General features: G+C 72.9%; 12 protein-coding genes. 6 read left to right on the top strand and 6 right to left on the bottom strand.

Going from position 1 to position 13,999, the window contains the following annotated elements:
• Positions 1-82: 82 nt before the first annotated feature.
• Entirely contained in the window at positions 83-721 is a 639-nt protein-coding gene (gene cofC, locus ACZ41I_RS25280) for a 2-phospho-L-lactate guanylyltransferase (protein ID WP_468322382.1), read from the bottom strand.
• Positions 722-875: 154 nt separating this feature from the next.
• Between cofC and ACZ41I_RS25275 the strand changes: the two genes are divergently transcribed.
• The 3 genes from ACZ41I_RS25275 to ACZ41I_RS25265 all read left to right on the top strand — a co-directional run bounded on the left by ACZ41I_RS25275 (position 876) and on the right by ACZ41I_RS25265 (position 3,892).
• Complete coding sequence (locus ACZ41I_RS25275; protein ID WP_363215756.1) at positions 876-1,646, top strand: lysophospholipid acyltransferase family protein; 771 nt, start codon at positions 876-878, stop codon at positions 1,644-1,646.
• Positions 1,643-2,653: an NAD(P)H-dependent glycerol-3-phosphate dehydrogenase gene (locus tag ACZ41I_RS25270; RefSeq protein ID WP_363215757.1), complete on the top strand. Its 1,011-nt coding sequence runs from the start codon at positions 1,643-1,645 to the stop codon at positions 2,651-2,653. The genes ACZ41I_RS25275 and ACZ41I_RS25270 overlap by 4 nt, the downstream gene beginning before the upstream one ends.
• A gap of 81 nt (positions 2,654-2,734) precedes the next feature.
• The gene (locus ACZ41I_RS25265; RefSeq protein WP_363215759.1) at positions 2,735-3,892 is read left to right on the top strand and encodes a D-alanine--D-alanine ligase family protein; all 1,158 of its coding nucleotides are present in this window, start codon (positions 2,735-2,737) and stop codon (positions 3,890-3,892) included.
• A gap of 12 nt (positions 3,893-3,904) precedes the next feature.
• On the opposite strand, the gene ACZ41I_RS25260 is transcribed toward ACZ41I_RS25265, so the two are convergent.
• Together ACZ41I_RS25260 and ACZ41I_RS25255 are read right to left on the bottom strand one after the other, a co-directional pair.
• Positions 3,905-4,426, bottom strand: a complete 522-nt coding sequence (locus ACZ41I_RS25260; RefSeq protein WP_468515108.1) for a DUF3515 domain-containing protein — start codon at positions 4,424-4,426, stop codon at positions 3,905-3,907.
• A gap of 20 nt (positions 4,427-4,446) precedes the next feature.
• On the bottom strand, positions 4,447-4,680 hold the full coding sequence (locus ACZ41I_RS25255; protein ID WP_003993216.1) for an Lrp/AsnC family transcriptional regulator: 234 nt from the start codon (positions 4,678-4,680) through the stop codon (positions 4,447-4,449).
• A gap of 246 nt (positions 4,681-4,926) precedes the next feature.
• On the opposite strand from ACZ41I_RS25255, the gene ACZ41I_RS25250 reads away from it, so the two are divergent.
• Together ACZ41I_RS25250 and thiD are read left to right on the top strand one after the other, a co-directional pair.
• Positions 4,927-5,892, top strand: a complete 966-nt coding sequence (locus tag ACZ41I_RS25250) for a thiamine-phosphate kinase (RefSeq protein ID WP_360091099.1) — start codon at positions 4,927-4,929, stop codon at positions 5,890-5,892.
• Positions 5,889-6,677 (top strand): bifunctional hydroxymethylpyrimidine kinase/phosphomethylpyrimidine kinase, encoded by a 789-nt coding sequence (gene thiD, locus ACZ41I_RS25245; protein WP_468515107.1) that lies wholly within the window; start codon positions 5,889-5,891, stop codon positions 6,675-6,677. The genes ACZ41I_RS25250 and thiD overlap by 4 nt, the downstream gene beginning before the upstream one ends.
• A 94-nt stretch (positions 6,678-6,771) precedes the next feature.
• On the opposite strand, the gene rpmB is transcribed toward thiD, so the two are convergent.
• The gene (gene rpmB / locus ACZ41I_RS25240; protein WP_009190838.1) at positions 6,772-6,957 is read right to left on the bottom strand and encodes a 50S ribosomal protein L28; all 186 of its coding nucleotides are present in this window, start codon (positions 6,955-6,957) and stop codon (positions 6,772-6,774) included.
• Positions 6,958-7,211: 254 nt separating this feature from the next.
• On the opposite strand from rpmB, the gene ACZ41I_RS25235 reads away from it, so the two are divergent.
• On the top strand, positions 7,212-8,990 hold the full coding sequence (locus ACZ41I_RS25235; protein WP_468515106.1) for a DAK2 domain-containing protein: 1,779 nt from the start codon (positions 7,212-7,214) through the stop codon (positions 8,988-8,990).
• A 7-nt stretch (positions 8,991-8,997) separates the two neighbouring features.
• Here ACZ41I_RS25235 and ACZ41I_RS25230 read toward each other — a convergent pair whose 3' ends face one another.
• Together ACZ41I_RS25230 and ACZ41I_RS25225 are read right to left on the bottom strand one after the other, a co-directional pair.
• On the bottom strand, positions 8,998-12,159 hold the full coding sequence (locus ACZ41I_RS25230) for a tetratricopeptide repeat protein (RefSeq protein ID WP_468515105.1): 3,162 nt from the start codon (positions 12,157-12,159) through the stop codon (positions 8,998-9,000).
• Positions 12,152-13,999 carry an HSP90 family protein gene (locus tag ACZ41I_RS25225; RefSeq protein WP_468515104.1) on the bottom strand — a complete coding sequence of 616 codons (1,848 nt, stop codon included), beginning with the start codon at positions 13,997-13,999 and terminating at the stop codon, positions 12,152-12,154. Before ACZ41I_RS25225 ends, ACZ41I_RS25230 begins: the two co-directional genes overlap by 8 nt.

The raw sequence follows: 13,999 nt of genomic DNA, 5'->3' as shown, positions 1-13,999 counted from the left end.
TGCGAGGGGATGTCCCCTAGGGGGAGGCACCTCTCGGCGAGCACCGCCTCGAACCCCTCGCCAGGCCCCCGCACCGGGCGCCTCACGACCCGGGGATCAGCAGTCCCGCCGAAACGGCTGCCGTATACGGCCCGACCCCCAGGGCCAGCGCCGCCCGCAAGTCGTCCCCGGTGTCCACATCCTGTCGTACCGAATCCACCCCCGCGAGCCGGAGTTCTTCCGCCCCCGACTCGCGGTGCCGGGAACGGGAATCAATGCCGAACTCCGGCCGCAATTCCCGGTCCGGCCCCGCGGCCAGCAACGTCGTGCCCAGCCGAGCCGCATCCGCGAGAAAGGCCCGGGAAAACTCCGCCGCCGCGCCCAGGACGACGGCCAGTTCCGTCGGCCGCAGTGCCGGCAGATCGGCGTTCAGTGCCGCGACAGGTGTGCGCGGGCGTATTTCGCGTACGACGGTGGCGCCATGCGTGAGAGCGGTGTTCAGGCCGCTTGCCGGTGCGTCCGGGACGATGCGCGCGCCCAGCGCGGCCAGCTCGCGTGCGGCCAGCTCGTCGTCCGTGACGACTGCCACATCCGCCACGGCCGGACACGCCAGCGCGGCGGCCACCGTGTCCTGTGCGAACGCGAGGGCCAGCCCCGGCCGCACTGCGTCGGCGGCGGTGTCCGCCAACCTGCTCTTGGCCCGTGCCAAGGGCTTCAGCGGGATCACCAAGCTCCACTGCACCGGCGTACCGCCCCTCTCTTGTCGCGATCATTGTCCCCGGGGCTTCTGGCGGCCTGCCCCTCGGGGCGTACGGTGTTCTCGACAGACCGGCGGCTCGGGGCGACACTTGTGCGGCCCCCGCCGGGGTGGCAGCCCCCTAGAGGAAGGTGTCCTTGTGCCCCGCCGCAGAATCGGCTTCTGGTACCGCTTCGCCGCGGTGATCTGCAAACCGCCGCTGGTGGTTCTGATCAAGCGGGACTGGCGTGGAATGGAGCACATTCCGGCCGAGGGCGGATTTATCACCGTGGTGAACCACAATTCCCACGTGGACCCCTTCGCGTACGCGCACTATCAGTACAACACCGGACGGGTTCCGCGATTCCTGGCGAAGAGCGGACTTTTCAAGAAGGGATTCGTCGGCGCCGCCATGCGCGGCACCGGGCAGATCCCCGTCTACCGCGAGTCCACGGACGCGCTCAGCGCCTTCCGCGCCGCGATCGACGCCGTGGAGCGCGGCGAGTGCGTCGCCTTCTACCCCGAGGGCACCCTCACCCGCGACCCGAACGGCTGGCCCATGACCGGCAAGACGGGTGCCGCCCGCGTCGCCCTGCAGACCAGGTGCCCGGTCGTCCCGGTCGCGCAGTGGGGCGTCAACGAGCTGCTGCCGCCGTACGCCAAGAAGCCCAACCTCTTCCCGCGCAAGACCCATCACGTGCTGGCGGGCCCGCCCGTGGACCTGTCGCGCTTCTACGACAAGGAGATGACCCCGGACCTGCTGAAGGAGGCCACCGAGGTCATCATGGCGGCCATCACCCGCCAGCTGGAGCAGATCCGCGGCGAGAAGGCGCCCGAGACGCCCTACGACCCGCGCCGCGAGCGGATCGAACAGCGACGCCGCACCCAGGCGCAGACGCAGCGCAAGGAACCGGAAGGGCAGGGCAAGTGAGCAAGGCGGTCAAGGCGGCGGTCATGGGCACCGGCTCATGGGGTACCGCCTTCGGTATGGTCCTCGCCGACGCGGGCTGCGAAGTGACCCTGTGGGCGCGCCGCCCCGAGCTGGCCGAGGCGGTCAACTCCACCCGGACCAACCCCGACTACCTGCCCGGCGTCGAACTCCCGGAGAACCTCGCCGCGACCTCCGATCCGGCCGAGGCGCTGCGGGACGCGGACTTCACCGTCCTCGCCGTCCCCTCCCAGACCCTGCGCGCCAACCTCGCCGAGTGGACCCCGCTGCTCGCCCCGGACACCGTGCTCGTCTCCCTGATGAAGGGCGTCGAACTCGGCTCCACCATGCGGATGAGCGAGGTCGTCGACGACGTCGCCAAGGTCGGCTCCGACCGCATCGCGGTCGTCACCGGGCCCAACCTGGCCCGCGAGATCGCCGCCCGCATGCCCGCCGCGGCCGTCGTCGCCTGTACCGACGAGGCAGTCGCCCAGCGCCTCCAGGCCGCCTGCCACACGCCGTACTTCCGGCCGTACACCAACACCGACGTCGTCGGCTGCGAACTGGGCGGAGCGGTCAAGAACGTCATCGGCCTCGCGGTCGGCATCGCCGACGGCATGGGGCTCGGCGACAACGCCAAGGGCTCGCTCATCACCCGCGGTCTCGCCGAGACCACCCGGCTCGGCATGGCGCTCGGCGCCGACCCGCTGACCTTCTCCGGACTCGCGGGCCTCGGCGACCTGGTGGCCACCTGCTCCTCGCCGCTGTCCCGCAACCACACCTTCGGCACCAACCTCGGCAAGGGCATGACGCTCCAGGAGACCATCGCGGTCACCAAGCAGACCGCCGAGGGCGTCAAGTCCTGCGAGTCGGTGGCGGATCTGGCCCGCCGGCACGGTGTGGAGATGCCCATCACCGAGACGGTCGTGGACATCGTGCACGAGGGCAAGCCGCCGGTGGTCGCCCTCAAGGAGCTGATGGCGCGCAGCGCGAAGCCGGAACGACGCTGAGCGACCGTTGGAGGGACGCTGCGTCACGGTGGCCCAGCGGGCGCTGACTCGGCCGATACCAACGGGTACTCTCAACGCGATATGAGCACCGAGAACCTTCCCCAGAGCCCTGAGCAGCCGTCGCGCAAGCCGCGTGTGGCCGTCGTGTTCGGCGGGCGCAGCTCCGAACACGGGATCTCCGTGGTCACCGCCGGCGCCGTCCTCAAGGCCATCGACCGGACCAAGTACGACGTCCTGCCGATCGGCATCACCCGGGACGGCCGCTGGGCGCTGACGGCCGACGAGCCGGAGCGGATGGCCATCACCGACCGCCGCACCCCCGAGGTCGAGGACCTCGCCGAGTCGCACGAGGGCGGCGTGGTGCTCCCCGTCGATCCCTCGAACCGCGAGGTCGTCTACAGCGAGCCCGGCTCGGTGCCCAAGGCGCTCGGCGAGGTCGACGTGGTCTTCCCGGTGCTGCACGGTCCCTATGGCGAGGACGGCACCCTGCAGGGCCTGCTGGAACTGTCCGGAGTGCCGTACGTGGGTGCCGGTGTGCTCGCCTCGGCCGTCGGCCAGGACAAGGAGTACATGAAGCGGATCTTCACCTCCTACGGGCTCAAGGTCGGCCCGTACGTGGTGATCCGGCCGCGTGAGTGGGAGCAGGACGAGTCCGCCGCCCGCAAGAAGATCGTCGACTTCGCCGGCGAGCACGGCTGGCCGCTGTTCGTGAAGCCCGCCCGCGCGGGTTCGTCGATCGGCATCACCAAGGTCGACGACCTGTCCGGCCTGGACGAGGCGATCGCCACCGCGCAGGCCCACGACCCGAAGATCCTCATCGAGGCCGCCGTGCGGGGCCGTGAGATCGAGTGCGGTGTGCTGGAGTTCGAGGACGGGCCGCGCGCCTCCGTACCGGCCGAGATCCCGCCGCCGGACGCGCACGCGTACTACGACTTCGAGGCCAAGTACATCGACTCCACGCCCGGTGTCGTCCCGGCGCCGCTCACCGAGGAGCAGACCGCCGAGGTGCAGGAGCTCGCGGTGCAGGCGTTCGAGGCGGTCTCCTGCGAGGGCCTGGTCCGCGCGGACTTCTTCCTCACCGAGGAGGGCGAGTTCGTGATCAACGAGGTCAACACCCTGCCCGGTTTCACGCCGATCTCGATGTACCCGCAGATGTGGCAGGCCAGCGGCATCAGCTACCCGGAGCTGATCGACCGCCTGGTCCAGGCGGCGCTGCGCCGCTCGACCGGCTTGCGCTGACCCGCGGAACCCTCACCGCATGGAGGCGATCCCCTGGGGGATCGCCTTCTTCACGGCCGTCGCGAGGTCGGTGAGCACGGCCGTGCCCTCCTCCTGCGCGGACATCCCCTCGGGCAGGCTCACCTGCACATAAGCCACGCGGTTCGCCGTCGTGAACCGCCAGGTGCCGTCGCCCTGCTTCTCCATCAGCCAGTCGACGCCGTTCACCCCGCCCGCGACGGCGTCGGGGTCACCGCCCTCGGCCACCTCGGGATCGACCATCTTCGGCGGCCGTACGACACCGCAGCGCAGTATGATCGCCGGGTTTCCCCAGCCCGCCGTGTAGGCGGACCGGGGTTCGGGGTCGTTGCGGCTCCGCCCGTCGAGCTTCTGCGGCAGCACCCGGTGCAGATCCCGGCACACCTTCGCCGTCTTCGCGTCGGGGCTGGGAACCGCCACCGTGGCGCCGCCGTCGTCTGCCGATGAGCAGCCCGCGACCGCGATCAGCAGCGCGGGCGCGAACAGGCCGAAGGGCCGGTGACGGAAAATATTCACCGGCCAAGGGTAGACGGGGGCTACAGATGCACGACCGGACAGGTCAGGGTGCGGGTGATGCCGTCCACCTGCTGGACCTTGGCGACCACCATGCGACCGAGGTCGTCGACGGTGTCGGCCTGGGCGCGCACGATGACGTCGTACGGTCCCGTCACGTCCTCGGCCTGGAGCACTCCAGGGATCTTGCTGATCGTCTCGGCGACGGTCGACGCCTTGCCGACCTCCGTCTGGATCAGGATGTACGCCTGTACCACGGAACCTCCAGGGCGGCCACGAGGATCATGTGGGGAAAAGGAACGCCACGGTATCGCGTCGCCGCTCCCCGCGGGGAGACCTGCGGGAACCAGGCTTGCGCGCCAGGGTGCAGGCACGACGGAAGTTGACGGTCACCTGACCGTATCGACGGTCGTTCCGACCGTGTCGACGGTCACCTCGACCGTATCGGGGACACTGATGACGCGCGAGTGGGCACGGCATGGCAGAGAAGGGGAGCAAGAGCAATGAAGGGCACTGTTGGTGAGCTCGGGGAGTTCGGGCTCATCAGGGAGCTCACCTCCCGTCTCACCACCACCCCGGCGGTCCGGATCGGCCCCGGCGACGACGCCGCGGTGGTCGCCGCGCCCGACCGGAGGGTGGTGGCGAGCACCGACATCCTGCTGGAGGGACGGCACTTCCGCCGCGACTGGTCCACGGCCTACGACGTCGGACGCAAGGCGGCGGCACAGAACCTCGCCGACATCGCCGCGATGGGCGCCGTACCGACCGCCCTGCTGCTCGGCCTGGTCGTACCGGCCGAACTCCCGGTGACCTGGCCGAGCGAGCTGATGGACGGCCTGCGCGACGAGTGCCAGGTCGCGGGCGCCTCCGTGGTCGGCGGGGACGTCGTACGCGGCGACACGATCATGGTGTCGATCACCGCGCTCGGCGATCTGCGCAACCAGGAGCCCGTCACACGCGCGGGAGCCCAGCCCGGCGACCTGGTGGCCGTCACGGGCTGGCTGGGCTGGTCCGCGGCCGGCTACGCGGTCCTCTCCCGGGGTTTCCGCTCCCCGCGCGCCTTCGTGGAGGCCCACCGGCGCCCGGAGCCGCCGTACCACGCGGGCCCGGCGGCCGCCGCGCTCGGCGCGACCGCGATGTGCGACGTGAGCGACGGGCTGATCGCCGACCTCGGGCACATCGCCGAGGCCAGCAAGGTCCGCATCGACATCCGCTCCGGCGCGATCGACATCCCGACCCAGATGAACGACATCGGTCAGGCCGTCGGCGTGGATCCGATGCAGTGGGTGCTGACCGGGGGAGAGGACCACGCGATCGTGGCGACCTTCCCGCCGGACGCCAAGCTCCCGGCCCGCTGGAAGGTCATCGGCGAGGTCCTCAACCCCTCCGCGCTGCCCCAGGTGACCGTCGACGGGGCCCCCTGGACCAGCAAGGGCGGCTGGGACCACTTCGGGGACATCGAGTCATGAGCCTGCCCAGGGTCCTGACGGTGGCCGGTTCGGACTCCGGCGGCGGCGCCGGCATCCAGGCCGACCTGAAGACGATGCTCGCGCTCGGCGTGCACGGGATGAGCGTGATCACGGCCGTCACCGCGCAGAACTCCGTGGGCGTGCAGGGCGCGTGGGAGCTGCCCGCGGAGGCGGTACGGGCGCAGTACCGCAGTGTCGTGGACGACATCGGCGTACAGGCCGTGAAGACCGGCATGCTGGCCTCGGCGGAACTGGTCGAGACGGTCGCCGAGTTGATCTCCGGCACGGACGCCCCGGCCGTGGTGGACCCGGTGGGCGTCTCCAAGCACGGCGATCCCCTGCTGGCCGCCACCGCGCTGGACTCCGTACGGACGAAGCTGCTCCCGGCGGCCACCGTGGCGACCCCGAACCTCGACGAGGTGGCACAACTCACCGGGGTGCGGGTCGAGTCGGAGGACGATCTGCGACGGGCGGCCGCCGCCGTGCTGGCCCACGGGCCGCGATGGGTGCTGATCAAGGGCGGGCACCTTGCCGGCGATGCGGTCGATCTGCTGACCGACGGCTCGGCGGAACACTGGCTGCGGGCGCCGCGCCACGACAACCGGCACACGCACGGCACGGGCTGCACACTGGCCTCCGCGATCGCCTCGGGGCTGGCGAAGGGCCTGAGCGTGCCGGAGGCGGTCATCGAGGCCAAGGAGTACGTCACGGGCGCGATCGCCCGAGGGTTCGCCCTGGGGGCGGGCATCGGGCCGGTGGATCACGGATGGCGGTTCAGGAGCTGACCTCCCGCGCGGGTACGGCAAAAAGCCGGCCCACCCTTCGGTGGACCGGCTCAGTGCAGCGAACCAGGCAGTGGCCGCGCGCTCAGCTGTAGCGTCAGCGCGAGACCTTGCCGGCCTTGATGCACGAGGTGCAAGCGTTCACGCGCTTCGGCGTCCCGCCGACCACGGTACGCACACGCTGGATGTTCGGGTTCCAGCGGCGGGACGTACGGCGGTGCGAAAACGAGATGTTGTTGCCGAAGCCCGGCCCCTTGCCGCAGACGTCGCAGTTGGCAGCCACGGGTCACTCCAAAGACTTCAGATGCACTTACGGTTAATCCCGGCATGCCGGGATCGAGATCGTACGACCTGAGATCTGAGTGGCGTTGCCAGGGGAACAGCCCGATCAGGATCGGGCAACCGGAGCAGCATACAACGACTGCGTCCGTACAACGAAACTACCATGGCAGCTCAGGGCCCCGCTCCCGGCCCTCTTCCGGTGCACACGGTCCCGGGGTCTACGCTGCGTCCCACGTCCAGCTCAGGGAGGCGCAGGTGGCGCAGGTGCCGCAGACATTCTTCGATGCTCTCGCGGTGCGCACCTGGTGCGGTCTGGCGCTCCGGGCACTGGGCCGTGCCCGCGAGGAGATCGACGCGATCAACGTCTATCCGGTGGCCGACGGCGACACCGGGACGAATCTCTACCTGACCCTGGAATCGGCGGCCACGGCCGTGGAGGCGGTGTTCGCCGGCTACGGGACGGGCACCGGGGAGCCCTCCCTGGCCGACGCCGTGCACGCGATGGCCCACGGGGCGCTCATCGGGGCCCGCGGCAATTCCGGGACGATCCTGGCGCAGCTGCTGCGCGGCATGGCACAGGTGCTCGCGGACGCCCCCGGGAGCGAGACGTCCCACGTCGGCGGCGCGGGACTGCGGCTGGCCCTGCGGCGGGCCGCCGACTCCGCCCGGCAGGCCGTGGCCCACCCCGTCGAGGGCACGGTCCTGACGGTCGCCTCGGCCGCCGCCGAAGCCGCCGAGGGAGCCGACGGCGACTGCGGCACGGTCGCGCGGGCGGCCTACGACGGTGCGCGCACCGCCCTGGCGGCAACGCCGGGCCAGCTGCCCGTGCTCGGCCGGGCCGGAGTGGTCGACGCGGGCGGGCGCGGCCTCGTGGCGGTGCTGGGGGCGCTGGTGGAGGCGTTCACGGGGGAGACGGTGCGCGAGGCGCCGGCCCTGTCGGTGGTGGCGGACGGCCCCGCGGCGGGGGAGACCCCGGGGGCCCCGCACGCCGGCGGGGCCGTGGACGGCGCCGGGACCGCGGACGGCGGCGCCCGCGAGGCGCACGCGTGCGTGGCGGCCGTTTCCGATGCCGGCCCGTCCGCCGGGCCGTGCGCCGACGGCTCCGGGACCGCCGGGCCCTCCTACGAGGTGATCTATCTCCTGGAGGCCGACGACACGGCCGTGGCCCGGCTCCGGGAACGCCTCGACGCACTCGGTGACTCCCTGGTGGTGGTCGGCGGCGACGGGCTGTGGAACGTCCATGTGCACGTCGACGACGCGGGCGCCGCCGTGGAGGCGGGCGTGGAGGCCGGGCGGCCGTACCGGATCCGGATCACCCACTTCGCCATCGGGGACGTGCACACCGGCGGCGAGCGGCACCCGCGCGAGCGGGTCCAGCGGGCCGTCGTCGCCGTCGTACCCGGCGAGGGCCTGGCCGGGCTGTACACCGAGGCGGGCGCGACCACCGTCCTCGCGCGCCCGGGCGAGCCGCCCGCCAGCGGGGAACTGGTGCAGGCGGTACGACGTGCCCACGCGCGCGAGGTCGTTCTGCTGCCCAACGACGCCGAGCTGCGCCACACGGCCGCGGCGGCCGCCGAGCAGGCCCGTACCGAGGGCATCCGCGTGGCCCTGATCCCGACCCGCTCGGCGGTCCAGGGCATCGCCGCGCTGGCCGTGCACGAACCGGAGCGCCGGTTCGACGAGGACGTCGTCCAGATGACCGCGGCGGCGGGCGCCACCCGGTACGCCGAGGTCGTCGTCGCCGAGCGCCAGTCCTGGACGACGGCCGGGATCTGCCAGGCCGGGGACGTGCTCGGGCTGATCGACGGCGACGTGGCGGTGATCGGCCCGGACGTCACCGCCACCGCCGCGACCGTCCTGGACCGCATGCTCCAGGCCGGCGGCGAGCTGGTCACCCTCGTCGTCGGCGACGAGGCCCCCGAGAACATCGCCGAACACCTCGACATGCGCGTACGGGAGTCCTACCTCGCCGTGGACACGGTGGTGTACCGGGGCGGACGCCAGGGCACCCTGCTCCTGATCGGCGTGGAGTGACCCGCCCTCACGCGTCCGGGTCGAGCATCTGGGCGGCCTCCGCCCGCCGTGCGCGGACGGTCTCGTCCTCGTCGTCGGCATCCTCGTAGGCCGCGAGTACGGCACGTGCGCGTGCCGCCGCCCCGGCGGGACGGCCCAGGTCGGCTTCCAGCCAGCCCGCGGCGAGTTCGGCGCCGGTACGGCTGTGCAGTCCGTCCGTGCCCAGCGTGCCGAACAGCGAGGCCGCCCGCTCCAGCTGGACCAGCGCCGCCTCGAACGCCGCCCGGATGGTGCCGTCCGCCGCCTCCTCGGACGCCGAGCGGGCCAGCAGATCGCCGAACTGGCGGTGGGTGCCGGCCAGTTCCTCGGTGAGCTGTTCCAGGGACACCGGGTCGGCAGCGGCCTCCAGCGCCCGCTCGCACTCCCGCACCGCCTCCGCCATCAGCGCGCGGGCGCCCTCCGCTCCGCCCTCGCCGCTCAGCGCCAGCCAGCCGCGGGCGCGCAGCGACCGGACGAGGAAGGGCGCATTGCCCAGCGCGCGCCACAGGTCGCCCGCGCGCGCATAGGCCTGGTCCGTCTCCGCCGTCAGACCGGCGTTGCTCAGGGACTCGGCAGCGAGATGGGCGAGCGTGGCGTGGTCCTGCTGCTCGGGCCAGTGCCGGGCGATTTCGGCCGCCCGCAGCCGGCGTTCCGCGGCCGCGCGGTGGTCGCCCAGCTCGCTCAGGCAGTCACCGAGCCACCACTGCGCCTGTACGACGGCGCCGTCGCCGTGCGTCTCGGCGGACAGGTCGGCCAGCGCCGACTCCAGCACCTCGGCGGCCTCCGCCCAACGGCCCTGACGGAGCAGGAGACCACCCAGCTGCTGTCGCGCGCAGGCGCCCAGCGTGCGGCTCTCGCCCGCCTCGTCGGCCCAGTGCGCGGCCTCCAGCGCGTGCTCGGCGGCTGCGGCGGTCTCACCCCGCCCGCCGATCACCTCGGCGAGCTGCAGATGCAGCTGGGCCCGGCCGACCGGCTCCACGCAGTCCCCGCCGTGCTCCAGGGCGGACCGCAGCGCCCGCTCGGCCTCGGCGAGGTCACCGGCCTGGTGGGCCAGTGCGGCGACCTGCACCTCGTACTCGACCGCGAACCACGGGAGCCCGGCGGCCACGTAGTCGGCGGCGGCCCGCCGGAACAGCTCCGCGGACCGCTCGGCGTCCCCGGCGTGCCCGGCCAGCTCGGCGAGCATGGCCCGCGCCTCCGCGGCCCGAGCGGCCAGCCGCACATCGTCCCCGACCCGCCCCCCGACCAGCGCGAGCACCTCCCGCACAGCCTGCTCGGCACACGCCCCGGCATCCCCCTGAACCCCCGCGCCCTCCGGACCGACCCCACCCGCCCCGGCCCCGCCCTCACCCGAGGCGGACGCTTCCGGCACAGCCCCGTCCGGCAGCAGCGCCTCGTCCGCAGGCGCCCCGGTCACCGCCCCACCGGCGCCCGGCCGGACGCAATCGGTTTCCCCGACTGCGTCCCGCCCGCCCGTCCCCGGCTCACCCGGAACGGTCCCTTCCCCCACGGACCCGTCCGCCGCGCAGGCGCCTGGTGCCGTCCCCCCGCCCGTCGGGGTCTCGTACACCGTCCCCTCGTGCAGTCGTCGCATCAGGATCCGGGCCCGGCTCATCAGCACCGATGCCGTCTGCCGCAGGCCGGTGTCCTCCGTGGCGTACAGGGCGAGTACCTCGTCGTACAGAGCGGTGACCGTGTGCACTGCCGCGTCCACCTCGCCCCTCAGGGCGCGGACGTACGCTCCACGCGCGCGTGCCGCCAGGGCCTCGCCGGGGTCGCCCGCCTCCGCGTACAGCTCAGCCGCCCGTGCGAACAGCTCGATGCCCTCGGGACCACGGGCCATCGCCTCGTGGTCGGCGATCTCGGCGCGGTCGCGTGGCCCCAGCTCCGCGTCGCCCGCGGCCCGCGCGACCGCCGCCCAGGCCTCCAGGGCATGCGGCTGCAGTGTGTCCGACAGCCGTCGGGCCTCGGCAAGCAGAGTCCCCAGGCCGGGCGTCTCGGTGACCTCGGGCAGCGCCACGGTCACCGGCGTCCGGAGTACCGTGCGCACGCCCAGCGGCAGGCGGTCCACCAGCGGCCGCCCGGCCATACGCGCGCGTGTCCGGTCGCCGACGTACGACGTGCCGTTGCGCCGGTCGAACCGCTCGGCCAGGTCCAGCGCCTCCACGCGCGCGTGGGCGGCGAGTTCCCCCGCGGTCCACGCCCGCCCGGCCGGCCCCGGCACCCGCTGCCCGGCCGACCCCAGTTCGGCCAGCCGGTCCATCAGCAGCGCCACCACCGCCAGGAAGTCCAGCCGGCTGCGCGGATGCCCGGTGTCCGTGAAGTACGCCGGCCGTTCGGCGAGCAGCTCCAGACCGCGCGCCTCGTTGCCGGTCAGCGCACAGAACTCCACATGGTCGGCGTACGCGCCGCGCATCGACTCCATCGGGCGTACGAGGCGAAGGCCCCGCAGGTGGTGCGCGCGGGCCTCGTCCACGCGGCCCAGACGCAGCAGCGGGGCCAGTGAGGAGGCCAGCACGGTGTGCGGTTCGTGCGCGCACGCGAACTCGCCCTCCAGCACCGGCCGCCACAGCCCGAGCGCCTCCGCGTCGCGGCCCCGCTCGACCTGCCAGACCCCCTGCCCACGCAGCTCGCACGCGGGACAGTCGGCCATCCGGTCGCGGTCCGCGGCGAGCCACGCCGCGTACGCCCGCTCCGCGCGCGCCAGGTCCCCGATGTGCGCGGCCACGCTGAACTCGGCACGGCGCACGGCCCGTTCGGAGTACCCGGCGAGCCGGTAGCGGTGCTCCATCTCGCCCAGCCACTGCTCGATCGAGGCGAGCGGGATGTGCGGTTGGTCCAGCATGCCCGCCGACATCCACTTGAAGACCCAGTGCAGCGAGTGCGTCTCGTACGCGTCGAAGTCCTCGGGCCGTTCGTCCCACATGCGCAGCAGCCGCGCGAACGGGACGAACATCTTGTCCTTCTCGGAGCTGTAGTTGTAGACCTGCAGCTGGTGTCCGAGCGCCTCGATCACGGCGAGCGGGACGTCCAGCCGCTCGGCCTCGGCGAGCAGCTGCTCCGCGCGCGCGTTGCGGGCCGGGCCCTCCGGCTGCTCGGAGTTCTCCGCCATCGCCCGGCGCAGCGCGTCGAAGTCCGTGATCTCACTCATCGCCCTCACCCTCCCCGTGGGTCGCCCACGCCAGCAGATCGATGAACGCCCGGTTGAGCAGCGCCGAGTCGGCGGGCCTCAGGGGGCGCTGCGCCCTCAGCAGGGCCTGCCCGTACAGCGACTCGGCCGCCGTACCGATCAGCTCCGGATCCTTGAGCGAACCGATCCTGCGCACCAGCGGGTTGAGGTGGTTGAGCACCAGACGCCCGCGCGGTGCGCTGCCGCGCAGCGAGCCGAGGATGCCCGCCCACAGGTCGTCGGCCTGTTCCTCGGCCGCCGCCCGCGCCTGCTCGTGCCGGCCCGCCCGGTCGTCCAGGTGCAGCGCGGGCACCGACAGCGGGTGGAAGGCGCGGAGGACCACGTCACAGCCCAGCGGGTCCAGCTTCGCCCGCGCCGCCGCCAAGAAGCCCGACAGGGCCCGCTCCTCGCCCGGGTCGACCGCGTCCAGATGGGCGGTCACGGTGTCCGCGTCCAGCTCGGCGACCACCGTCCCCGGCCGCACCGACGGCAGCACCTCGACCAGCTCGCTGTCGTACGTGTAGCCCCCGTTGACCACACCGACGCCCTGCGCGGAGGCGATCGGCGCGACCTGCCGGTACTCCTCGACGGTCCGCGTGAAGTGCACCACCGGGTGCCGCTGCGCGAACTCCTCCAGGGACAACCGGCCGTCGGTCGTCTCGAACGGCAGCCAGGGCAGCATCGTGCGCAGCATGCCGCGGTCGTGCCGGGCGAGGGACTTCACCCCCAGGTGGTGCACGGCGAGGAACGCCGCCAGCCGCTCCGGATCACCGGCGGCGAGCCCGGTGAGCCACGAGCGGATCCTCTCGCCGAGCGCCTCCCGCACGGCGGCCAGCGTCTCGTCCTCGTACAGCGACTCGCGCGAGGCCGTCGGCCGCAGGCTGTCGGTGTCCAGCACACAGCGCACGAAGAACGCCCAGTCGGGGAGCACCTGTTCGGCCCGCTCGGTCAGCAGCATGCCCTTCAGATGCACCCGGTGGCTCGCCCGCTGCGCGGGGCTCACCGCGGACGGCAGCACGTACGCCACCCCGCGGACCCCCGCCAGCGGCACATCCAGGTCGATCGAGTCCAGCGGCGCGAACCCGAACAGCTCCCGGCAGTGCCGGGCCAGCGCACCCCGGCGCGCCGCGGGACTCGGATACGGCCGGTCCCAGGGCGCGGGCAGACCGGTGACCGGCTCCTCGCCCACCCGCACGTCGTACGGCAGCAGCGAGCCGAAGTCCCGGGCCAGCCTCAGGACCCGCTGAGGCGACAGCCACTCGGCCGCCCCGCCCCGCGCGGTCAGGTACACCGTCGTGCCCGGCTCGGGACGCGCCGGGCCGGGCAGCGTGCGCACGGTGTACGACCCGTCGTCGCTCGCCGTCCACTCCACCGGCGGCGCGCCGGGCGTACGGGCGCTGCGGCTGACCACCCGGATCCGCTCGGCGACCAGGAAGCAGGCGAGCAGGCCGATGCCGAACCGGCCGAGGAAGTCCGAGCGGGCCTCCCGCAGGTCCTCGGCCCGCTTGGAGCTGCGCCCGATGGTGGCCAGCAGGTCGTGCACATCCGCCTCGGTGAGCCCGACACCGCTGTCCTCCACGCGCAGGGTGCCGTCCGCCGCGTGCAGCCGGACCAGTGCCGGCGCGTCCGGCTGCACCGCCCGCCGGGCGGTGATCGCGTCCACGGCGTTCTGCAGCAGCTCGCGCAGATAGACCTTGGGACTGGAGTAGAGGTGATGCGAGAGCAGGTCCACCAGACCGCGCAGGTCGACCTGGAACAAATGAGGCGATTGAGGTGCAGGTGACCGGGATGCCTGGGATGACTGCGAAGTCTGGGAGTCCAT

This window comes from Streptomyces sp. NPDC030799, assembly GCF_055572255.1.
The sequence above is the reverse complement of the archived record's forward strand: the minus strand, read 5'-3'. Positions and strand labels throughout refer to the sequence as shown.